The sequence below is a fragment of the Stenotrophomonas sp. SAM-B genome (genome assembly GCF_013387485.1).
Taxonomy (GTDB): Bacteria; Pseudomonadota; Gammaproteobacteria; order Xanthomonadales; family Xanthomonadaceae; genus Stenotrophomonas; species Stenotrophomonas maltophilia_AA.
Window position 1 is genome coordinate 1 of sequence record NZ_JABBXB010000012.1, and the last position, 21,440, is coordinate 21,440.

19 protein-coding genes are annotated in these 21,440 nt (G+C 65.2%); 14 read left to right on the plus strand and 5 right to left on the minus strand.

What is annotated here, in order from left to right:
• Positions 1-187: 187 nt before the first annotated feature.
• From HH110_RS16955 to rpmH, 5 genes are all read right to left on the minus strand, one after another.
• Positions 188-1,240 (minus strand): glycerophosphodiester phosphodiesterase, encoded by a 1,053-nt coding sequence (locus tag HH110_RS16955; RefSeq protein WP_176990789.1) that lies wholly within the window; start codon positions 1,238-1,240, stop codon positions 188-190.
• Between the two features lie 135 nt (positions 1,241-1,375).
• Complete coding sequence (mnmE, locus tag HH110_RS16960) at positions 1,376-2,719, minus strand: tRNA uridine-5-carboxymethylaminomethyl(34) synthesis GTPase MnmE (protein ID WP_176990743.1); 1,344 nt, start codon at positions 2,717-2,719, stop codon at positions 1,376-1,378.
• Positions 2,720-2,827: 108 nt separating this feature from the next.
• Complete coding sequence (yidC, locus tag HH110_RS16965) at positions 2,828-4,525, minus strand: membrane protein insertase YidC (RefSeq protein WP_176990744.1); 1,698 nt, start codon at positions 4,523-4,525, stop codon at positions 2,828-2,830.
• Positions 4,525-5,016 (minus strand): ribonuclease P protein component, encoded by a 492-nt coding sequence (gene rnpA / locus HH110_RS16970; RefSeq protein WP_176990745.1) that lies wholly within the window; start codon positions 5,014-5,016, stop codon positions 4,525-4,527. Before rnpA ends, yidC begins: the two co-directional genes overlap by 1 nt.
• Positions 5,017-5,021: 5 nt before the next feature.
• A complete protein-coding gene (gene rpmH / locus HH110_RS16975; protein WP_006404565.1) occupies positions 5,022-5,162 on the minus strand; it encodes a 50S ribosomal protein L34 in 141 nt (46 codons plus the stop codon).
• A gap of 252 nt (positions 5,163-5,414) precedes the next feature.
• Between rpmH and dnaA the strand changes: the two genes are divergently transcribed.
• The 14 genes from dnaA to HH110_RS17045 all read left to right on the plus strand — a co-directional run bounded on the left by dnaA (position 5,415) and on the right by HH110_RS17045 (position 21,285).
• Positions 5,415-6,749 carry a chromosomal replication initiator protein DnaA gene (dnaA, locus tag HH110_RS16980; protein ID WP_176990746.1) on the plus strand — a complete coding sequence of 445 codons (1,335 nt, stop codon included), beginning with the start codon at positions 5,415-5,417 and terminating at the stop codon, positions 6,747-6,749.
• 276 nt (positions 6,750-7,025) lie between these two features.
• Positions 7,026-8,126, plus strand: a complete 1,101-nt coding sequence (gene dnaN, locus HH110_RS16985) for a DNA polymerase III subunit beta (protein ID WP_019184048.1) — start codon at positions 7,026-7,028, stop codon at positions 8,124-8,126.
• 1,133 nt (positions 8,127-9,259) lie between these two features.
• Positions 9,260-10,357, plus strand: coding sequence for a DNA replication/repair protein RecF (gene recF, locus HH110_RS16990; RefSeq protein ID WP_176990747.1), 1,098 nt, complete (start codon positions 9,260-9,262; stop codon positions 10,355-10,357).
• A gap of 113 nt (positions 10,358-10,470) precedes the next feature.
• Positions 10,471-12,930 carry a DNA topoisomerase (ATP-hydrolyzing) subunit B gene (gene gyrB / locus HH110_RS16995; protein WP_176990748.1) on the plus strand — a complete coding sequence of 820 codons (2,460 nt, stop codon included), beginning with the start codon at positions 10,471-10,473 and terminating at the stop codon, positions 12,928-12,930.
• Positions 12,931-13,003: 73 nt separating this feature from the next.
• Positions 13,004-13,855 (plus strand): CPBP family intramembrane glutamic endopeptidase, encoded by an 852-nt coding sequence (locus tag HH110_RS17000; protein ID WP_176990749.1) that lies wholly within the window; start codon positions 13,004-13,006, stop codon positions 13,853-13,855.
• A 71-nt stretch (positions 13,856-13,926) separates the two neighbouring features.
• Complete coding sequence (locus HH110_RS17005) at positions 13,927-14,733, plus strand: M48 family metallopeptidase (protein WP_176990750.1); 807 nt, start codon at positions 13,927-13,929, stop codon at positions 14,731-14,733.
• A 142-nt stretch (positions 14,734-14,875) separates the two neighbouring features.
• Entirely contained in the window at positions 14,876-16,072 is a 1,197-nt protein-coding gene (locus HH110_RS17010; protein WP_176990751.1) for a lipopolysaccharide assembly protein LapB, read from the plus strand.
• A 257-nt stretch (positions 16,073-16,329) separates the two neighbouring features.
• A complete protein-coding gene (locus tag HH110_RS17015) occupies positions 16,330-16,887 on the plus strand; it encodes an energy transducer TonB (protein WP_026069914.1) in 558 nt (185 codons plus the stop codon).
• Between the two features lie 86 nt (positions 16,888-16,973).
• Positions 16,974-17,732, plus strand: a complete 759-nt coding sequence (exbB, locus tag HH110_RS17020) for a TonB-system energizer ExbB (protein WP_176990752.1) — start codon at positions 16,974-16,976, stop codon at positions 17,730-17,732.
• A gap of 57 nt (positions 17,733-17,789) precedes the next feature.
• Positions 17,790-18,215: a biopolymer transporter ExbD gene (locus tag HH110_RS17025; protein WP_176990753.1), complete on the plus strand. Its 426-nt coding sequence runs from the start codon at positions 17,790-17,792 to the stop codon at positions 18,213-18,215.
• A gap of 3 nt (positions 18,216-18,218) precedes the next feature.
• Entirely contained in the window at positions 18,219-18,632 is a 414-nt protein-coding gene (locus HH110_RS17030; RefSeq protein WP_176990754.1) for a biopolymer transporter ExbD, read from the plus strand.
• Positions 18,633-18,747: 115 nt separating this feature from the next.
• Positions 18,748-20,208: a cardiolipin synthase gene (gene cls, locus HH110_RS17035; protein WP_176990755.1), complete on the plus strand. Its 1,461-nt coding sequence runs from the start codon at positions 18,748-18,750 to the stop codon at positions 20,206-20,208.
• A 68-nt stretch (positions 20,209-20,276) separates the two neighbouring features.
• A complete protein-coding gene (locus tag HH110_RS17040) occupies positions 20,277-20,537 on the plus strand; it encodes a hypothetical protein (protein ID WP_019184059.1) in 261 nt (86 codons plus the stop codon).
• 4 nt (positions 20,538-20,541) lie between these two features.
• Positions 20,542-21,285: a pyridoxine 5'-phosphate synthase gene (locus HH110_RS17045; RefSeq protein WP_176990756.1), complete on the plus strand. Its 744-nt coding sequence runs from the start codon at positions 20,542-20,544 to the stop codon at positions 21,283-21,285.
• The last annotated feature ends 155 nt before the right edge of the window (positions 21,286-21,440 follow it).

A 21,440-nucleotide genomic window follows, 5' to 3' on the forward strand; every position in this document is an offset into this window, starting at 1 on the left:
AAACCGGCGTGGGGACCCAAGCTACCCAGCGGTCGCAAGACCTAGAGCCACACGGTCGCCCACGCCGGGCTCTCGGCACCTAAAGTGCCAGATCGGCAAGAGATAAGAGCCACGCCATGCGTGGCTGCCGTGCGCCGGACATTCCGATATCGCGCCGATCACGATCGTACCGACCAACGGTCGGTACCTACCGGGTCGCCGGTGTGCCATCCCCATCCACCGCACGCCGGCCCAGCGCCGGGTCATCGGTGAAGAACGCATCGATGCCGGTGGCCAGGTAGGCCCGCATCTCGGCGACCGAACCTTCCGCGTTGCGGGCATTCGGCTCGCCGCTGCGGAACTCCGCGGCCTGGAAGTAGTTCTCCGGCCGGAACGTATACGGCACCACCATCAGACCGGCCGCATGCGCATCGTGTACCAGCGACGTCGGGGTGCCCAGTTTTCCCTGCGCGTCCAGCGGAATGACCATGCGCAGGCTCGGACCGATGCCATCGGCGTAGGTGGCCACCTCGCGCAGCCCGGCCGGGGTGATCAGGTCGGCATAGCGCTGGCTGCCCTGGGCGGCCAGCACGTCACCGGGCTGCTGCTTCGGGTCACCGAGCAGCTGCAGCAGGCGGATGTTGCTGTCGCGACCGAGCTTGCCGCGCAGGTAACGCAGGTTGCCGACCTCGAAGGACTGGATCGTCACCGGTGCCACGCGCGTATAGGCGTTGCCCCGCAGCGCGGCGACCACCTTGTCTTCCATCGGCAGGCCGATGCGCGTGAAGTAGGTGCCGTGCTTGATCTCCGGTACCAGCCCGATGCCGCGGTTGGCGCGGCCGGCCTGCTGCACCAGGAAAGCGATGATCTCGTCCAGCGTGGCGATGCGGAACTGGCCGTCGAACGCGGTGCTGCGCAGCTGCGGCAGGCGCTCGCGGGCGTAAAGAGTTTTCAGTTCGGCGAGGGTGAAGTCTTCGGTGAACCAGCCTTCGATGCGTTCGCCATCGATGGTCTTGACCGCCTTGCGGCTGGCGAACTCCGGATGCGCGGCCACATCGGTGGTGCCGCTGATCTCGTTCTCGTGGCGCGACACCAGCACACCGTCCTTGGTCATCACCAGGTCCGGCTCGATGTAATCGGCGCCGTCGGCGATGGCCTGCGCGTACGCGGCGAGCGTGTGCTCGGGCAGCAGCGCACTGGCACCGCGGTGGCCGTAGACGGCGGCCTTGGCAGGCGTGGAGGAAGACGATTCAGCGCTCATGGCCACCGATGGTGCCACGGCCAGCGACACCAGCAACACACATCCCCACAACTGCTTGGACACTGCAAACCCCTGTCGACAAAGAACGCGGTCAGTCTGCTGCAAGGCTGTGACAGCGCGAAGAAAGGCGCCCCCCTACTTCCCGATGCAGAAGCTCGAGAAGATCCGCCCCAGCAGGTCGTCGGCGCTCATCCGCCCGGTGATCTCGCCCAACGCCTCATGGGCCAGGCGCAGTTCCTCGGCGGCCAGCTCCAGGTGCTCGTGGACCAGCTCCGATTCGGCGCGCTCGGCATGGCCGATGGCCTGGCTGATCGCCTCCACATGGCGGGCACGCGCGGAGAACTCGCCGTCCACGCTGTCGCCGGCGCTGCCACTGGCCAGCGCGCGCAGGCGCGCGTGCAGCTGATCCAGGCCGAGGCCGGTCGCGGCCGAGACATGCACCACGTCCGCGGGGGCGTCGGACGGGATCACGTCCAGCAGGTCGCTCTTGTTGTGGATCCACAGCTGCTGCGGCACGTCGGCGATGCTGTCGCCCACCGCGTCGCGGCCGGCCTGCGGGTCGCGCGCATCGACCACAACGATGGCCAGGTCGGTGCGCTGCATCTCCGCGCGCGCCCGGCGCATGCCTTCGCGCTCGATGGCATCGCCCCCTTCGCGCAGGCCGGCGGTGTCGACCAGGGTCAGTTCCAGGCCGTCGATGCGGATGGTTTCGCGCAGGGTGTCGCGGGTGGTGCCGGCGATGTCGGTGACGATCGCCCGCTCACTGCCGGCCAGCGCATTGAGCAGTGAACTCTTGCCGGCGTTCGGCGGGCCCACCAGTACCGCATGCAGGCCGTCGCGCAGTTTGCGGCCGCGCTCGGCATCGTCGCGCAGCCGGAGCATCGCCTGCAGCGCGGTGACCAGGCCACTGCGCACCTGCGCCCCGCCGAGGGTATCGAGCGGTTCGTCGGCGAAATCGATTGCCGCCTCCACGTGGATCCGCAGCAGAACAAGCTGTTCCGCGACCTCATCGACGCGGCGCGAGAACACGCCGTCCAGCGAGCGGCGGGCCGCGCGCGCTGCGCGGGTGTCGCTGGCGGCGATCAGGTCGGCGATGGCCTCGGCCTGGGCCAGATCGAGCTTGCCGTTGAGGAAGGCGCGCTCGCTGAACTCACCGGGTCGCGCCTGGCGTGCGCCCAAGACAATGCAGCGCGCGACCAGCTGCTGCAGCACCACCGGGCTGCCATGCCCCTGCAGTTCCACCACTTCCTCGCCGGTGAAGCTGTTCGGCGCCGGGAACCACAACGCGATGCCGTCGTCGATCACCTCGCCGCCCGCATCGCGGAAGCGCGCGTAGTGCGCGTGCCGCGGCTGCATCGCGCGCACGCCGATTGCTTCGGCGATGGGCCGCGCCTGCGGGCCGGACAGCCGCAGCATGCCGACGCCGCCAGCGCCGGGCGCGGTGGCGATGGCCACGATGGTGTCGGGGGCATGGGTCATGTCGGGCTCACTGCAGCGTGCGGGGAATCAGGGGGCATTCTACGGACCACGCGGCTGCGCGGGCCGCAGATGCAGGAAACCCGCCTTGCGGCGGGTTTCCTGTGTGGCTTACTTCTTGGCGGTGACGACCGGCAGCGGATCGCTGCCATGACGCTTGGTCATCCACCACTGCTGGAGCAGGCCCAGGCCACCGTTGACGACCCAGTACAGCACCAGACCGGACGGCATGAAGGCCATCATGACGCCGAACACCAGCGGCATCAGCTGCATCATCTTGGCCTGCATCGGGTCCATGCCCGGCGCCGGGGTCAGCTTCTGGGTGGCCCACATCACCGCCACGTTGATCACCGGCAGGATGAAGTACGGGTCGCGCGCGGTCAGATCCTGGATCCAGCCGAGCCACGGGGCCTGGCGCAGTTCCACCGATTCCACCAGCACCCAGTACAGCGCGAAGAAGATCGGCATCTGGATGAGGATCGGCAGACAGCCGCCCATCGGGTTGATCTTCTCTTTCTTGTACAGCTCCATCATCGCGGTCTGGAACTTCTGGCGGTCATCGCCATAGCGTTCCTTGAGCTGCGCGATGCGCGGCTGGAAGCGACGCATCTTGGCACCGGACTTGTACTGCACGGCCGAGAGCGGATACAGCACCAGCTTCAGCAGCACCACCAGGCCGACGATCGCCCAGCCCCAGTTGTTGACGACCTTGTGGACCTGGTTGAGCACCCAGAACAGGCCCTGGCCGATGATCGCCATCAGCGAGAAGCGGCTGTAGTCGACCACGCGGTCCAGGCCCTTCACGTCTTCCTTGGCGATCAGGTTGACCAGCTTCGGGCCGACCCACAGGCGGGCCTCGGTGCTGACCTGCTGGCCCGGAGCCACGGTGAAGGCCGGGCCACGCGCTTCGATCTGGTCGCGGCCGTTGTTCTGCGCCAGCGAGTACTGCGCGGCCTGGTCGGCCTGCGGAATCCACGCGGTGAAGAAATGGTGCTGCAGCATCGCCAGCCAGCCGCCGGTGATGGTGCGGTTGAGGTGGCCGTCGTCCAGGTAATCCTTGAACGCGCGACGCTCGTAACCGTCCTGCGGGCTGAACCAGGTCGCGCCGTTGAAGCTGAACGAGTCCGGATTGGTCATGCTGCGCGAAAGGATGGTCGGGGTGCGGTCCAGGGTGCGGAACACGTAGCCGCTCCACGGAGCGCTGCCGCCGTTGACCACTTCATCCTTCACCGTGATCGCGTACTCGTTGCGACCCAGCGAGTAGGTACGGCGGATGGTCACGCCGTTCGGGCCGGTCCATTCGAAGGGCACCGTGACCTCGTCCTGGCCCTTGGCCAGCACGAAGTCGTGGTTGTCGCCGACCAGCTTGAAGCCGTTGGCGGCCGGCACCGGCATGGTCTTGTCTTCGCTGATCCAGCCACTCACCGCGCGGTACGGGTGGGTCGCCTCTTCGGTCAGCAGGCGGACCGGCGGGCTGCCTTCTTCCTTGGTCTGCGGGAACTGCAGCAGCTCGGCGTCCAGCACCGTGCCACCGTCCAACACCAGGCGCAGCACGTCGGTGGTGATGGTCACGCGGGCCGGGCCCGTCGCGGCCTGCGCGGTCGGCTGGGTCGCCGGCAGCGTGCCGTCGGCCTGGGGCACGGCGGCACCGGGGATGCTGCCGGCAGCGGCACCCGGCACGCTGGCCTGGGTGGTCTGGGCGGCCACGGCCGGGGTCGGCGGCGCGGCTTTGTCGCGGCCCCACTCCATCCACAGCAACACGGCCACCATCAGCCAGGCAAAAATCAGGAAAACGCGGGTCTGGTTCATCAGCGTGCAGGCTCGGCGGGGCCGGCACGCAATGCCGGCTCGGACTGGGAAAGGGGTGCAACGCCCAGGGGCGGCGGCATTGTGCCGTCCGCGCCCGGCATGGGCAATGCGCCAAGGCGGCGCAGCAGGCGTTCAAAGGCCTGGCGGATTTCGGGATTGCTGGCGGTACGGGCGGCGCTGCGCGCAACGACGACATAATCGCCGGCACTCATCCACGGCCGTAGATGGCGTGTGGCATCGCGCAACACACGCTTCACTCGGTTGCGACCCACGGCTCGGGGATCGACTTTGCGCGACACCGCAAGACCCAACCTGGCTGGCGTATCGCTCTTCAGCCAGTGCAGGGTCATCAGCGGATCGGACACACGGCGGGCGCCGTTGAAGACCGTTGTATATTCGGCACGCGTACGAACCCGCGCAGAGCGAGGAAATCGCTTGCGCGGGTCGGAACTGCTCACAGTCAGGATTGCGTCTGCCGCGGAAAGCGGCATTGCAATCAAGCGCTCAGGACTTTACGGCCCTTGGCGCGGCGACGCGACAGGATCTTGCGGCCGTCAGCGGTCTTCATACGGGCACGGAAGCCATGGTCGCGCTTACGCTTGAGGTTGCTGGGTTGGAAAGTGCGCTTGGTGGCCATGCGGGCCTCTATATGAAGGGGACGGAAAGAACCGGAAATTCTATAGACCTCATCGAGGTCCCGTCAAGTGTCTGTCACTACGGGAATTCACCGGGCTGTGCAATAGCTGTGGATCATTTTGTGAATAACTTTGGGACAACCATTCCCGGCCCCCCTCGTCGGTGGTAGTCTGCGCCATCCATTCTTCCCCCTTCCGGCCTGCGGTGCGGCGCTTTTGTTCGCCTATCCGCTGGCCTCAGACGATTATTGCCGATGGATGCCTGGTCTCGTTCCCTCGAACGCCTCGAAGCGGAGTTCCCGCCCGAAGATGTTCACACCTGGTTGAAGCCGCTGCAGGCAGATCTGCGCGCGGACAGCCTGGTGCTTTATGCGCCAAACGCCTTCATCGTCGACCAGGTGCGCGAGCTGTACCTGCCGCGCATCAAGGAGCTGGTGGCGCACTTCGCCGGTTTCGGCGACGTTTTTCTTGAAATCGGCTCGCGTCCGCGTCCGGTAGAGGCGCAGATCGCGTCGATTCCGGGCCTGTCCGCGCCCGCGGCCCCGGCTGAGCCGCTGGTGCCGTTCGCCGGCAACATGGATTCGCACTACACCTTCGCCAACTTCGTGGAAGGCCGCAGCAACCAGCTGGGTCTGGCCGCGGCGTTCCAGGCGGCGCAGAAGCCGGGCGACCGGGCCCACAACCCGTTGCTGCTGTACGGCGGGACCGGCCTGGGCAAGACCCACCTGATGTTCGCGGCCGGCAATGCGATGCGTCAGGCCAATCCGGCGGCCAAGGTGCTGTACCTGCGTTCGGAACAGTTCTTCAGCGCGATGATCCGTGCGCTGCAGGAAAAAACCATGGACCAGTTCAAGCGCCAGTTCCAGCAGGTGGACGCGCTGCTGATCGATGACATCCAGTTCTTCGCCGGCAAGGACCGTACCCAGGAAGAGTTCTTCCATACGTTCAACGCCCTGTTCGACGGCAAGCAGCAGATCATCCTGACCTGCGACCGGTACCCGCGCGAAGTCGAGGGCCTGGAAGCACGGCTGAAGTCGCGGCTGGCCTGGGGCCTGTCGGTGGCGATCGAGCCGCCGGACTTCGAAACGCGTGCAGCGATCGTGCTGGCCAAGGCCCGCGAGCGTGGCACCGATATCCCCGACGATGTGGCGTTTCTGATTGCCAAGAAGATGCGCTCCAATGTCCGCGACCTCGAAGGTGCGTTGAATACCCTGGCCGCCCGCGCCAATTTCACCGGCCGTGCGATCACCACTGATTTCGCCCAGGAAACCCTGCGCGACCTGCTTCGCGCCCAGCAGCAGGCGATCAGCATTCCCAACATCCAGAAAACCGTGGCCGACTACTACGGGCTGCAGATCAAGGATCTGCTGTCCAAGCGTCGGACCCGGTCGCTGGCCCGTCCCCGTCAGGTCGCCATGGCCCTGACCAAGGAACTGACCGAGCACAGCCTGCCGGAAATCGGCGACGCCTTTGCCGGCCGGGACCACACCACGGTGCTGCATGCCTGCCGGCAGATCCGGACGTTGATGGAAGCGGACGGCAAGTTGCGGGAAGACTGGGACAAGCTGATCCGGAAGTTGAGCGAATGATGCATGTACGCCGCTAAGGCGTCATCGCATAAAACGGTGCAGAATCCGGTAGTAAGCGCGGGATAGGTTGTGGATAAGAAAGCCGCTCGATTCGACGGTAAAGTTATCCACAGCTTTCCCCACCCCTTGGGGGCTAGTAATGCAGAGGGTTTCGAGGTCAAAAATCCTTTTGTTTACAACGGCTTAGTCGTGTTTTCCCGCGATTCTGGCCCTACCAGCACCACCAAGCTTTTGATTTATTCCACATTTTTTTAAAGCATAGGGGCACGGAACCACATGCGTTTCACACTGCAGCGCGAAGCCTTTCTCAAGCCGTTGGCACAAGTCGTCAACGTGGTCGAACGCCGCCAGACCCTGCCGGTTCTGGCTAATTTCCTGGTTCAGGTCCAGAACGGACAGCTGTCGCTGACCGGCACGGACCTAGAAGTGGAAATGGTGTCGCGGATCGCGGTGGAAGATGCCCAGGACGGCGAGACCACCATCCCCGCCCGCAAGCTGTTCGAGATCATCCGCGCCCTGCCCGATGGCAGCCGGATCACCGTCTCGCAGACCGGTGACAAGATCACCGTCCAGGCCGGGCGCAGCCGCTTCACCCTGGCAACGTTGCCGGCGAACGACTTCCCGTCGGTAGACGAAGTCGAAGCGACCGAGCGCGTGGCCATCGGCGAAGCGACCCTGAAGGAACTGATCGAGCGCACGGCGTTCGCGATGGCCCAGCAGGACGTGCGCTACTACCTCAACGGCCTGCTGTTCGACCTGCGCGGCGATGCCCTGCGTACCGTGGCGACCGACGGTCACCGCCTGGCGCTGTGCGAAACCGAGCTGGAAAAAGCCAGCGGCGCCAAGCGTCAGATCATCGTGCCGCGCAAGGGCGTGACCGAGCTGCAGCGTCTGCTGGAAAGCGGCGATCGCGAGATCGAGCTGGAAGTCGGCCGCAGCCATGTCCGCGTCAAGCGCGACGATGTGACCTTCACCTCCAAGCTGATCGACGGTCGCTTCCCGGATTACGAGGCCGTGATCCCGATCGGTGCTGACCGCGAAGTGAAGGTCGATCGTGAAGCGCTGCGTGCCTCGCTGCAGCGCGCTGCGATTCTGTCCAACGAGAAGTACCGCGGCATCCGCGTGGAAGTCTCGCCGGGCAACCTGAAGATCAGCGCGCACAACCCGGAGCAGGAAGAAGCCCAGGAAGAAATCGAGGCCGACACCACGGTCAGCGATCTGGCCATCGGCTTCAACGTGAACTACCTGCTGGACGCGCTGTCGGCACTGCGCGATGAGCACGTCGTGATCCAGCTGCGCGATTCGAACTCCTCCGCCCTGGTCCGTGAGGCCAGCAGCGAGAAGTCGCGTCATGTGGTGATGCCGCTGCGTCTGTGACCTGAGACGCGCAGGTTCCACGTGGAACCGAGTGGTTCAGAGAAACCCGGCACTGCCGGGTTTCTTTTTGGGCGGAAGAACCGATGTTCCACGTGGAGCATTCAGCGGATGGGCGGATATCGATACCGGTGTGCCGCCCGGTTGAACCTTCGAACCTCCAGCAAACGCCTTGCCGGCAGTTCCATCGGTCGAGCGGTCATCGGCAGCATTGCGTCACCTGGGGCGACGCTCACACGCCAGCCTCGATCCAGCGCTGGCCATCGACCTGGAGGCGATCATCCGATCCAGTCGATTGCCCGCTCCCGCCGTGGTCGATTCCCGAAGATCCAGCGTCGTGAACGAGCTGGATTTCCTCTTGCCCTGGAGCGCGGCGGCGGCCTGCTTTTGAACGGCTGAATCACAGCTCTAAGCTTTTAAAAACTGTATATAAATCTAAAGCTAGGTGGTGGTGGTAGGGCCAGATTTGGTTGAAAAGTAGGTTAAGTGTTTGGTTTGAAAGGGAAATATGGCCTCGAAACCCCCGGTAAAACAGGGTCTAAGCCTGGGGGTGATCCTGTGGATATCTTTCAAGCCCCTCCAAGGGGTGCTTTTTATCCACAGATTGCCCATGGGTTGTGCATAAGTCATACATGGGGGATGTGGACAGTCTCGTTTGGGTCTGCGTGGCGTCCGTTGGATTCTGGACAGCCGTCTCCACCTCCGTCTCGCAGAATTCGAAGAAATGGGCTGTCGGCTCAGATCGAGCCGTCCTGACGGGTGGAAATCAGCGCGAATTTCTTGAAATCTGCACGGCCTCCCTGCTGCGCACGCCTCAGATTTGAAGAAATTCAGCGGGTTTCCGCATCGCGATGCTGCTCATCCAGTGACATGTTCCACGTGGCGCGCCGTATGTGCCCAACTCGGCCTGGGCGGCGGTACCGCAGCGGCCGGTCTCTTGTGGTGGCTCGCACCCTTGGATGGATGCCTTTGGGGGCCCGGATGCCTTTTGGGCCCAGACATCCTGCAGGAAGAGTCGACATCTCCACCGCAGTCCACTCTGCGCGAGGCGGTGTCCCACGTGGAACCAGGGCAATGCAGTAAGCTGATCGATTCCCCCTACCCGTCTGCCGCCCCGTGCGGCGTTGATCTCCCGCATGCACATCCGCCGTCTGTCCCTGCACCAGGTCCGCCGCTTCGACACCGTCGAACTGGCGCCGAAACCGGGCATCAATCTGATCACCGGTGACAATGGCGCCGGCAAGACCAGTGTCCTGGAGGCGCTGCATGTCATGGCGTATGGCCGCAGTTTCCGCGGACGGGTGCGGGATGGCTTGGTACGCCAGGGGCGGGAAGCGCTGGATGTGTTCGTCGAATGGGACGAGCAGCGCGAAGGCGCCGATACGCCGACCCGTCGAAAGGCGGGGCTTCGCCACAGCGGCCAGGAATGGAAAGGACGGCTGGACGGGGAAGACGTCGCCCAGCTGGGCACGTTGTGCGCAGCCTTGGCCGTGGTGACCTTTGAACCTGGCAGCCACGCCCTGGTCAGTGGCGGAGGTGAGCCTCGCCGGCGATTCCTCGATTGGGGCTTGTTCCACGTGGAACCAGACTTCATGGGACTGTGGCGGCGGTACTCACGGGCCCTGAAGCAGCGCAATGCCCTGCTCAAGCAGGGCGGGCACCCGCATGCCCTGGATGCATGGGATCGGGAACTCGCCGAGGCCGGCGAACCCCTGACGACCCGCCGCCAGCACTACCTGGAGCGGCTGCAGGAGCGGACCGTGGAACTGGCCGCCGTACTGGCGCCCAATCTGGGCATCCGGTCGTTGAACCTCAGCCCCGGCTGGCGCAAACAGGAGCTGTCCCTCTCCGACGCCCTGCTCCTGGCCCGCGAGCGCGACCGGATGGCCGGCTACACCTCGGTGGGTCCGCACCGGGCCGACTGGAGTGTCGTGTTCGAGACCATCCCCGGGCGGGATGCGCTTTCGCGCGGACAGGCCAAACTGACCGCCCTCACCTGCCTGCTGGCCCAGGCCGAGGACTACGCGGAACAGCGCGGGGAATGGCCGGTCATCGCGCTGGACGATCTTTCTTCCGAACTGGATCGCCACCACCAGGCGCGGGTGCTGGAGCGGTTGAAGGCGGGCCCCGCGCAGATCTTCATCACCGCCACCGAAGTCCCGGCGGCTCTGGTGGACGCACCGGATATCACCCGGTTCCACGTGGAACATGGACAGGTCCAGCCTGTGCCATAGTGGTCCCCCAGGGGCCACGGTGCCCGGCTGGTATAATTGCTGTTGCAACCCCTTATTACCCGGCGCCCCGCCTCACCGCGGCGGCCCGACCTGCGGAGCCTACGGCAAGCGCAATGACTGAAGAACAGAACATCCCCGCAAACAGCGGCAACTACGACGCCAACAGCATCACCGCCCTGGAAGGCCTCGAGGCTGTCCGCAAGCGTCCTGGTATGTACATCGGCGACGTCCATGACGGCACCGGTCTGCACCACATGGTGTTCGAGGTTGTCGACAACTCCATCGACGAAGCCTTGGCCGGTCACGCGGACAACGTCTCGGTCATCATCCATGCCGATGGCTCGGTCTCGGTGTCGGACAACGGGCGCGGCATCCCGACCGGCAAGCACGAGCAGATGAGCAAGAAGCTCGACCGCGAAGTCTCCGCGGCCGAAGTCGTGATGACGGTCCTGCACGCCGGCGGCAAGTTCGACGACAACAGCTACAAGGTTTCAGGCGGCCTGCACGGCGTCGGCGTCAGCGTGGTCAACGCGCTGTCCCAGAAGCTGCTGCTCGATATCTACCAGGGCGGCTTCCACTACCAGCAGGAATTCGCGGACGGTGCGGCGGTCAATTCGCTGAAGCAGGTCGAAGCCAGCAGCAAGCGCGGCACCACCCTGCGCTTCTGGCCGTCGGTCAAGGCGTTCCACGACAACGTGGAGTTCCACTACGACATCCTCGCCCGCCGCCTGCGCGAACTGTCCTTCCTCAATTCCGGCGTCAAGATCGCGCTGGTCGACGAGCGTGGCGATGGCCGCCGCGACGACTTCCATTACGAAGGCGGCATCCGCAGCTTCGTGGAGCATCTGGCGCAGTTGAAGACGCCGCTGCACCCGAACGTGATCTCGGTGACGGGCGAGTCCAACGGCATCGTCGTGGACGTGGCGCTGCAGTGGACCGATTCCTACCAGGAAACGATGTACTGCTTCACCAACAACATCCCGCAGAAGGACGGCGGTACCCACCTCGCCGGCTTCCGCGGGGCGCTGACCCGCGTGCTCAACAACTACATCGAGCAGAACGGCATCGCCAAGCAGGCCAAGATCAACCTGACCGGCGATGACATGCGCGAAGGCATGATCGCGGTGCTGTCGGTGAAGGTGCCGGACCCGAGCTTCTCCAGCCAGACCAAGGAAAAGCTGGTCAGCTCGGATGTGCGCCCGGCCGTGGAAAGTGCCTTCGGCCAGCGCCTGGAAGAGTTCCTGCAGGAAAACCCGAACGAAGCCAAGGCGATCGCCGGCAAGATCGTGGACGCCGCGCGTGCCCGTGAAGCGGCGCGCAAGGCGCGCGATCTGACCCGCCGCAAGGGCGCGCTGGATATCGCCGGCCTGCCGGGCAAGCTGGCCGACTGCCAGGAGAAGGATCCGGCGCTGTCCGAACTGTTCATCGTCGAGGGTGACTCGGCAGGTGGCTCGGCCAAGCAGGGTCGCAACCGCAAGAACCAGGCGGTGCTGCCGCTGCGCGGCAAGATCCTCAACGTGGAACGCGCGCGCTTCGACCGCATGCTGGCCTCGGATCAGGTCGGTACGCTGATCACCGCGCTGGGCACCGGCATCGGCCGGGACGAATACAACCCGGACAAGCTGCGCTACCACCGCATCATCATCATGACCGATGCCGACGTCGACGGCGCGCACATCCGTACGCTGCTGTTGACGTTCTTCTACCGGCAGATGCCGGAGCTCATCGAGCGCGGCCACATCTACATCGGCCTGCCGCCGCTGTACAAGATCAAGCAGGGCAAGCAGGAGCTGTACCTGAAGGACGACCCGGCACTCGACGCCTACCTGGCCAGCAGCGCGGTGGAAAACGCCTCGCTGATTCCGGCCGAAAGCGAACCGGGCATCGAAGGCGTGGCCCTGGAGAAGCTGCTGCTCTCCTATGCCTCGGCCCAGGAAACCATTGCGCGCAACGGCCATCGCTATGACCGCCAGGTGCTCGAAGCGCTCATCGATTTCACCCCGATGGATCTGGAACACCTGCGCAAGGCCGGTGCCGACGAAGGCCTGGCCGCGCTGGCAACCCGTCTCAACCAGGGCAGCCTCGGCTCGCCGCGCTACACGCTGGAACTGCAGGAACCCACCGACGAGCGTCCGGCCGCCGTGCTGGTCACGCGTCGCCACATGGGCGAACAGATGATCCAGGTGTTGCCGCTGGCCGCGTTCGAAACCGGTGAACTGCGTGCCCTGCACCAGTCCTCGCTGCTGTTGCATGGCCTGGTCCGCACCGGTGCCAAGATCAGCCGCGGCGCCAAGTCGGCCGAGGTGGCCAGCTTCGCCGAAGCGCGCAACTGGCTGCTGGACGAGGCCAAGAAGGGCCGCCAGATCCAGCGATTCAAGGGCCTGGGTGAAATGAATCCCGAGCAGCTGTGGGACACCACGGTGAACCCCGATACCCGCCGCCTGCTCCAGGTGCGCATCGAGGACGCCGTGGCTGCCGACCAGATCTTCAGCACGCTGATGGGCGACGTGGTCGAACCGCGCCGCGACTTCATCGAAGACAATGCGCTGAAGGTCGCCAACCTGGATATCTGACACAATCGGGGACGGGCCGGCCGGGTGCGACCTGCACCCTGGCCGGCCATCGCTCCCCGATGCCAGGAATCCGATGTCTGCAACCACCCCGGCGTCCATGACGCCTCCGCTGCCCCCTGCCGTTCCGTCATCGCCGCGTACGCCGGGTTCCCCGCTCGCGGGCTTCTTCATCGACCTGGGCATCGGCGCAGCGGTACTGCTGTCGCTGAGCCTGATCGGCGGGCTGATCTGGGGGTTGTATCGCGGCGCGACCGTGGGTTACCAAGCCGCCCGCAACGGCGCGGATGCGTCCGCCGTGGCGGATCTGGCCCAACAGCTGGGCCAACCGGGTGCACTTGCCCAGATCCTGATGGCACTGGGCGCCACCGGTGGCGCGGCGCTGGTGCTGTACTTCTTCCGTCGCCGGGCCACGCCCGCCGAACGTGCACTGTCCTTCCAGGCCGCGCGTCGCCCCTCGACATGGGGTTGGACGTTGCTGGTCGCCACCGCTGTGATCATCGGCAGCAACCTGATCGCCTGGCTGGCCAAACAGGCCGGCATCGAGCCGGTCCCAACCAACCTTGCGCTGATGGAACAGGCGATCACGCGCTTCCCGTGGTTCCTTGCTCTGTTTGCCGTCGTGCTCGCGCCGGCCTATGAAGAGCTGCTGTTCCGCCGTGTCCTGTTCGGTCGCCTGTGGCAGGCCGGCCGTCCGGCGCTGGGCATCGTCCTGAGCAGCCTGGCCTTCGCCCTCGTGCATGAAATCCCCGGCACGAGTGCCAACGGCCCGTGGGAAATCGCTCAGCTGTGGCTCGTCTACGGCGCCATGGGCGCAGCCTTCGCCTGGTTGTACCAGCGCACCGGTACCCTCTGGGCCCCGATCGCCGCACATGGGTTGAACAACGGCATCGCGCTGGTGGCGCTGATGTTCCTGGGCATCCAATGATCGATGCGCGGCTTGACGAAAATTTACGTCGCCGCGTTCCACACTGCGCACATGAACACGGGGGATCGCACATGAAACCAGTGCTGTTGGGAATTGCCATCGCCATGCTGGTGAGCGCGTGCGCCACCACGACCTCGCCGACGGGCCGCCGCCAGATGGTCGGCGGGGTGTCGCAGGCCGAACTGGATCAGCTCGGCGCGCAGGCATTTACCGAAACCAAGTCCAAGGGCACGCTCAGCAAGGATCCGAAGCAGACGGCCTACGTGCAGTGCGTGGTCAATGCCCTGGTCGCCCAGCTGCCCCAACAGTACCGTGGCGTACGGTGGGAAACAGCGCTGATGGTCGACAAGGAACCCAACGCGTTCGCCCTGCCCGGCGGCAAGGTCGGGGTCAACACCGGCATCTTCACCGTCGCCAAGAACCAGGATCAGCTGGCCGCGGTGATCGGCCACGAGATCGGGCATGTCATCTCGCGCCACCACGAAGAACGCATCACCCGGCAGATGGGCGCGCAGACCGGCCTGTCGGTGCTCGGCGCCCTCGCGGGCGCGGCGTACGGCGAGGGGGCGGCCAGCACGGTCAACCAGCTCGGTGGCGCTGGCGCCCAGGCAGCCTTCCTGCTGCCAGGGTCGCGCACCCAGGAAAGCGAGGCCGATATCGTCGGCCAGCGCCTGATGGCCGAGGCCGGTTTCAACCCGGCGCAGGCGGTCGATCTGTGGCAGAACATGATGGCGGCCAGTGGCGGCCGATCACCGCAGTGGCTGTCCACCCACCCCGATCCAGCCAACCGCATCCGCGAATTGCAGCGAGACGCGCCGTCCCTGAGTGGTGTATACCAACAGGCCCAGGCAGCCGGGCGGCGGCCGAAGTGCGGCTGATGCCCCCGTATGCGACCAAAAGATGCTGTATTGCAGCATCGGAAACGATTTCTCACGCCATCAGTTTCTGATACGTTTGGCGGCTCAGATTTTTCTGACAGTCCGTTTTGATGCCGCTGCGGCGGTTCGATCGAGGTGAAAGATGATTTTCAGCAATCACAAGCAAGCCGTCCTTTCCGTCCTCATCGCGACCGCTGTAAGTGGCGCCATGATCACCGATGCCTTTGCCCAGGCCCGCTCCTCCGAGCGCGGTGCCCGCGGTGGGAAGAAGCAGGCCAAGGCCGAAGTGCTCTACCCGAACGCAACCCGCCAGGAGCCGGAGCAGAAGTCCTCGGCCAAGGTCGGCCCGAAGCTGCAGAAGCTGATTGACAGTTACAACGATCAGAAGTTCCCGGAAACCCGCGCGCAGGCCGAAGAGATCCTGGCCAACCCGGCCGCGAACAACTACGACAAGTCGCTCGCCGCGCAGCTGGCCTCGCAGGCCGCCTACCAGCTCGACGACAACGTCGCTGCCAAGAAGTACCTCGAGCAGGTGCTGCAGCTCGGTGGGCTGGACAACAACGGCCACTACCAGTCGATGCTGATGCTCGGCCAGCTGCAGCTGCAGGACGACCAGACCAACGAAGGCCTGGCCACGCTGGACAAGTATTTCGCCGAGACCAAGTCGAGCAAGCCCGAAGAACTGATCGCCAAGGGCCAGGCGCTGTACCAGGCCGAGCGTTACGCCGAGGCCATCCCGGTGCTGCAGCAGGCCATCGCCGGCTCGTCGGAGCCGAAGGACAGCTGGAACCAGCTGCTGATGGCTGCCATGGCCGAAGGCGGCCAGACCGGTGAAGCGGTCAAGCAGGCCGAAGCCCTGGCCGCAAAGAACCCGAACGACAAGAAAGCCCAGCTGAACCTGGCCAGCATGTACATGCAGGCCGACCAGATGGACAAGGCCGGCGCGGTGATGGGCAAGCTCTACACCGCCGGCCAGCTGACCGACGAGCGCGAGTACAAGCAGCTGTACTCGATCTACGCCAACAGCGAGAACAAAGAAAAGGACGTCATTGCCGTTATCAATGATGGCCTGCAGAAAAACATCCTGAAGCCGGATTATCAGGTATACCTGGCACTGGCCCAGGCGTACTACTACTCCGACCCGCAGCAGGCGGACAAGGCGATCGAGGCGTGGCAGAAGGCTGCCCCGCTTTCCAAGGACGGCGAGACCTACCTGAATCTGGCACGCGTGCTGCATTCGGAAGGTCGCATTCCGGAGGCCAGGCAGGCCGCCCAGCAAGCGCTGGCGAAGGGTGTGAAGAACCAGGCGGATGCCAAGAAAATCATCAACCTGAAGTAAGTAGGAATAACGCCTGAATGCCTGCAGAAGTGATGCGCAGGCGCTCAGGATTGGTATAAGCTTGGAGGTTCCTGCGGTGTCATGCACCGCTGATCATGGGCTACCTGTCCCCGGGTATCCCGGCCCCACTAATGAGCTCTTGGCGCATGACGGAACAACTAGTCGTTCACAGGTACGAACAACGCGATGACACCGGCCTCTCCTGGCCGCGTATCGTGGGTATCGCTTTTGTAATCGCACTGCATCTCGCCGCCTTCATGATGCTTCTGATCCCGGCTGTGGCTCCCAAGGCCGTGGCGGAGAAAGAACGCAACATCATGGTGACCCTGGTCGACGCTCCGCCGCCGCCCCCACCGCCGCCGCCGCCGCCGCCGCCGGATGACACCCCGCCGCCGCCGGTAAAGAACCTGTCGCCGCCGAAGCCGTCCCCGGTTCCGCCGCCGCCGCAGGCTCCAGTGGTCGATATCCCGGACCCGCGTCCGACCGACATCGTCACGCCGCCTTCGCCGCCGTCGCCGCCGCAGCCCCCGAGCACCATCGAGGCAAGCGTCGACATCTCGTCGAAGAACATGAACCCCCCGCGTTACCCGCCGGCAGCGTTCCGTGCTGGTATCCAGGGTGAAGTCATCCTGATCATTGACGTCGATGCCAATGGCAACGTCACCAATGTGTCGGTCGAGAAGTCCAGCCGTAACCGTGACCTCGATCGCGCCGCCATGGAAGCAGCTCGCAAGTGGAGCTTCCGTTCCGCGGAATCGGGCGGGAAGAAGGTCGCAGGTCGCGTTCGCGTCCCGGTCAACTTTGCGCTGAACTGATAGTGGCCGGTGGCCCGCCGGCCACCGCCTCTAGCGGTTATTTCTAGCAATACCCTTTATCACCACACACAACAAAGGTAAGCGTCATGCTGCAGGAACTTTTCATCGCCGCTGCTGCCGGGGGCAACTCCAACGCCCTGTCGCAGATGGGCTTCGAGCACCTGATCCACGAGATGACCACCCAGCCGGGTGACTTCGCGGTCTCCTGGGTCGTGCTGCTGACCCTGATCATCATGTCGGCCATGTCCTGGTACTGGACCGTCATCAACATCTTCCGCGCTGCCCGTCTGAAGGCCGCCGCCGACAAGGTCACCAGCCTGTTCTGGGATACCCCGAACGCGCAGGACGCCATCCGTGCGATGGAAGAACAGCCGGCTTCGGAGCCCTTCTCCAAGATCGCTCTGGACGCTGCACAGGCTGCTGCGCACCACCAGCGTTCGGAAGGCGGCACCTCGGGTGGCCTGGGTGAAAACCTGAGCCGTTCGGAGTTCGTCGATCGCGCCCTGCGTCAGGCCGTGACCCGCGAAAGCAACAACCTGCAGTCGGGCATGACCCTGCTGGCCACCGTCGGCGCAACCGCTCCGTTCGTGGGTCTGCTGGGTACCGTGTGGGGCATCTACGGCGCGCTGATCAAGATCGGTGCCACCGGTTCCGCCTCGATCGACGCCGTTGCCGGCCCGGTGGGTGAAGCACTGATCATGACCGCCATCGGTCTGTTCGTGGCTATCCCGGCCGTGTTCGCCTTCAACTTCTTCAGCAAGATCAACAGCGCCACGATCAGCAAGTTCGATACGTTCGCTCACGACCTGCACGACTTCTTCGCCACCGGTTCGCGCGTTCGCTAATAGCGACGCGCGTCACCCAGCGAGAACGTAGTCAACACGATCTAGACGGAGCCCGTTATGGCTTTCAGTAGTGGTAACAGCGGCGGCCCCATGGCCGACATCAACGTTACGCCCCTCGTGGACGTGATGCTGGTGCTGCTGATCATCTTCATCATCACGGCGCCCCTGATGTCCCACAAGGTCAAGGTGGATCTGCCTGAGGCCAACCTGGTGCAGAATCCGGAAGACGCTGAAAAGCGGGCGAGCCCGATCACCTTGGCAGTCAAGGAAGACGGCTCGATCTACTGGAACGACGAGGAAATCGACAAGCAGACGCTCGAGTCTCGCTTGGCGACCGCCGCCCAGCAGACCCCGCAGCCGCCCCTCAACCTGCGTGGTGACCGCACCACCAAGATGCGCGTCATCAATGAGATGACGAAGATCGCGCAGGAACAGGGCATGCTCGACGTGGGCTTCGTCGCCACCAAAGAGAAGGGGCAGTAAGCCATGGCATTCAGTACTGGTGGTAGCCGCGGCCCCATGGCCGACATCAACGTCACGCCCCTCGTGGACGTGATGCTGGTGCTCCTGATCATCTTCATCGTCACCGCGCCGATCATGACGTACCCGATCGCCGTTGACCTGCCGCAGCGCGTGCTCAACCCACCGCCGGTGACTGTCGAACCGCCGCCGCCGATCGAGCTGAAGGTGGACGCCAGCAACCAGGTGTCGTGGAACAACAGCCCCGTGGCTGTGGGCGAACTGCAGCAGCGTATGGAGCAGGAAGTCCAGCGTGATCCGACCAACCAGCCGGAACTGCGCATCGATGCCAGCCCGGACTCCGAGTACGACGTGATGGCCAAGGTGTTGGCTGCCGCGAAGAATGCTCAGATGAAGAAGATCGGCTTCGTGCAGCAGTAATACGCAAGACGCAGTCATGACGCGACTGGAAAACGCCCCTGGAAACAGGGGCGTTTTTTTTGTGCCGCCGGCCGTGGATACGCGCCAGCGGCACGCCGCCCGCTATCATCCGGCCATGCTCGCAACCTTCGACGTCTTCGGGGACTGGCTCGATGCCATCCCCCACCTGCGCCCCCTGATGGTGGCGGCCTACATTCTCTATCTGCTGTGGCTGATCGGTTGGATCATGCTGCAGAAACGCGAGCCGGTCGCCACGCTGAGCTGGATTCTCTCGCTGGCCGCCCTGCCCTACCTGGGCCTCTTCATTTATTACCTGCTCGGCCCGCAGAAGGTGAAACGGCAGCGCCTGCGCCGTGGCCGTTCGCGCTCGGGCATGGAGCACTACAGCAGCGTCTGCCCCCCCGATGCGGACTGCACGGAGCTGGCCAAGATCGCCCAGGCCACCACCGGGCTGTCGCCGAGCTCGGCCACCGAAGTGGAGTGGCTGGTCGATGGTGCGGCGACCTACAGCGCACTGCTTGCCGCGGTGGCCACGGCCAAGGACCACCTGCACCTGGAGTACTACATCTTCAACCCGGACCACGCCGGCACCGCGTTGCGCGATGCGCTGACCGAGCGTGCGGCGGCCGGCGTGCGCGTGCGCCTGCTGCTGGATGCGGTCGGCTCGTCGTCCCTCCGCAAGCGCTTCCTGCAGCCGCTGCTGGATGCCGGTGCCGAAGTGGTCTGGTTCCATCCGCGGCAGCTGCTCAAGCCGTTCAAGCGGCCGTGGTTGAATCTGCGCACGCACCGCAAGCTGGTCATCATCGACGGCCTTCAGGCGTTCACCGGCGGCATCAACATCACCGATGAGGAAGACGAGAGCGTCCGCGCGGATGCGTATCGCGACCTGCACATGCGGCTACGGGGCCACGTGGTGCGCAGCCTGCAGCTGGTCTTCATCGAGGATTGGATCTACGCCACCGGCCAGGAGCCGGCGCGCTTCAACATCGCCCAGCTGTGGCCGGAGACGATGCCCAGCCGCAGCGAGGGCAGCATCAATGCGCAGGTGCTGGTGTCCGGTCCGGATTCGTCGTGGGAGACCATCCATCGGCTGCATGTCGCGGCGATCCATGAAGCGAAGGAGCGGGTCTGGCTGGTCACGCCCTACTTCGTTCCCGGCGAGGCCGCGCGCATGGCGCTCACCTCGGCCGCGCTCGGCGGCCTGGACGTGCGTCTGCTGGTGCCCAAGATGAGCGACTCCTGGTTCGTCACCCAGGCCGCGCGTTCCTACTTCGACGAGCTGCTGCAGGCAGGCGTCAAGATCTACGAGTATGGCCCGCGCATGCTGCACACGAAGGCGTTCATCGCCGATGACGACGTCTGCATCGTCGGCAGTGCCAACTTCGACCACCGCAGTTTCCGGCTCAACTTCGAGCTCTCGATGATGATCAGCGATACCGGCCGGGTGGCCGCGCTGGCCGAGATCCTGCTTGCCGAGTACAGCAGCGCTTCGCCGGTGCGCAACGACCGCCAGCGCTCGCTGTGGCGGCACCGCGTCCCGGAGGCGTTCGCGCGGCTGGCCTCGCCGCTGCTGTAGCCGCCGCTCCCCGTGGAACCACACCGGGCGCCAGCGCTACACTGGCCCGGTCAATCGGGGAGAACGACATGTACTGGCTGTTTCTGCTGTTCGCGCTGGCCTGTTTCGGCATGGCGCTCAAGACCCCCCACATGGGGCTGATGGCGCTGTCGCTGCTGGGCACCCTGGTGTTCCTGCTGGCGTGGGTCCGCGGCCTCTACGTGGCCCGCTTCGGCGATGTGCAGCCCACCCGTGCGGCCATCACCGATCCCAACGAACTCCGTCGGCTGCGGGAGCTCGCCCTCCAGGCGCGCACCCCGACCGCTCAGGGTGAATCCGACCCCTCGTAGTGCCATGACCCAACTCAGCGTCAACGTGAACAAGATCGCCGTCCTGCGCAACTCGCGCGGCGGTGCGGACCCGGACGTGCTGCAGGCCGCCCGTGCCTGCCTGGACGCCGGCGCGCACGGCATCACCGTGCACCCGCGCCCGGACCGTCGCCACATCCACGCCGAGGATGTGCTCGCGCTGTCCGCGTTGACGACCGAGCGCGGCGTGGAGTTCAACATCGAGGGCAACCCGTTCGCGCCCCCGCGTGAGGGCTATCCCGGGCTGCTGCCGCTGTGCGCGCAGACCCGCCCCGCCCAGGCCACCCTGGTGCCCGATGGCGACGGCCAGCTCACTTCCGACCACGGCTTCGATTTCGGCCGTGATGCGCAGCGCCTGCGCCCGCTGATCGCCGAGCTGAAGACGTACGGCTGCCGGGTCAGCCTGTTCGTGGATGCGGGAAACCCCGACATCGCCCAGGCTGCGGCGATCGGTGCCGACCGCGTGGAGCTCTACACCGGCCCCTATGCCGAGGCGCATGCCGCCGGCGACGCCACGGCCATGCTGGCGCTGTTCGCGGATGCCGCCCGCCGCGCGCAGGCGGCCGGCCTGGGCGTCAACGCCGGGCACGACCTGTCGCAGGACAACCTGGCGGCGTTCCTGCAGGCGGTGCCCGACGTGCTGGAGGTCTCGATTGGCCATGCCCTGATCAGCGAGGCGCTGTACGCCGGGCTGGACGCCACGGTGAAGGGATATCTGCGGCTGCTCTGATGCGGCGCGTATCCCCGCCGCGTAAGGGCCCCGCATCCGGTAGCAGCCGACCGTTGGTCGGCTCAGCCGCCTGGTGACATGGCACGCCAGGCACCCGCCCAGACCCTGTGGATAATTTTGGGGATCAATTCGGCCCCCACCCCCGGCGACCCTTG

Coding starts and splice junctions, on each gene's coding strand:
- HH110_RS16955 (WP_176990789.1), bottom strand. CDS start 1,240: ATGAGCGCTGAATCGTCTTCCTCCACGCCTGCCAAGGCCGCCGTCTAC.
- mnmE (WP_176990743.1), bottom strand. CDS start 2,719: ATGACCCATGCCCCCGACACCATCGTGGCCATCGCCACCGCGCCCGGC.
- yidC (WP_176990744.1), bottom strand. CDS start 4,525: ATGAACCAGACCCGCGTTTTCCTGATTTTTGCCTGGCTGATGGTGGCC.
- rnpA (WP_176990745.1), bottom strand. CDS start 5,016: ATGCCGCTTTCCGCGGCAGACGCAATCCTGACTGTGAGCAGTTCCGAC.
- rpmH (WP_006404565.1), bottom strand. CDS start 5,162: ATGGCCACCAAGCGCACTTTCCAACCCAGCAACCTCAAGCGTAAGCGC.
- dnaA (WP_176990746.1), top strand. CDS start 5,415: ATGGATGCCTGGTCTCGTTCCCTCGAACGCCTCGAAGCGGAGTTCCCG.
- dnaN (WP_019184048.1), top strand. CDS start 7,026: ATGCGTTTCACACTGCAGCGCGAAGCCTTTCTCAAGCCGTTGGCACAA.
- recF (WP_176990747.1), top strand. CDS start 9,260: ATGCACATCCGCCGTCTGTCCCTGCACCAGGTCCGCCGCTTCGACACC.
- gyrB (WP_176990748.1), top strand. CDS start 10,471: ATGACTGAAGAACAGAACATCCCCGCAAACAGCGGCAACTACGACGCC.
- HH110_RS17000 (WP_176990749.1), top strand. CDS start 13,004: ATGTCTGCAACCACCCCGGCGTCCATGACGCCTCCGCTGCCCCCTGCC.
- HH110_RS17005 (WP_176990750.1), top strand. CDS start 13,927: ATGAAACCAGTGCTGTTGGGAATTGCCATCGCCATGCTGGTGAGCGCG.
- HH110_RS17010 (WP_176990751.1), top strand. CDS start 14,876: ATGATTTTCAGCAATCACAAGCAAGCCGTCCTTTCCGTCCTCATCGCG.
- HH110_RS17015 (WP_026069914.1), top strand. CDS start 16,330: ATGATGCTTCTGATCCCGGCTGTGGCTCCCAAGGCCGTGGCGGAGAAA.
- exbB (WP_176990752.1), top strand. CDS start 16,974: ATGCTGCAGGAACTTTTCATCGCCGCTGCTGCCGGGGGCAACTCCAAC.
- HH110_RS17025 (WP_176990753.1), top strand. CDS start 17,790: ATGGCTTTCAGTAGTGGTAACAGCGGCGGCCCCATGGCCGACATCAAC.
- HH110_RS17030 (WP_176990754.1), top strand. CDS start 18,219: ATGGCATTCAGTACTGGTGGTAGCCGCGGCCCCATGGCCGACATCAAC.
- cls (WP_176990755.1), top strand. CDS start 18,748: ATGCTCGCAACCTTCGACGTCTTCGGGGACTGGCTCGATGCCATCCCC.
- HH110_RS17040 (WP_019184059.1), top strand. CDS start 20,277: ATGTACTGGCTGTTTCTGCTGTTCGCGCTGGCCTGTTTCGGCATGGCG.
- HH110_RS17045 (WP_176990756.1), top strand. CDS start 20,542: ATGACCCAACTCAGCGTCAACGTGAACAAGATCGCCGTCCTGCGCAAC.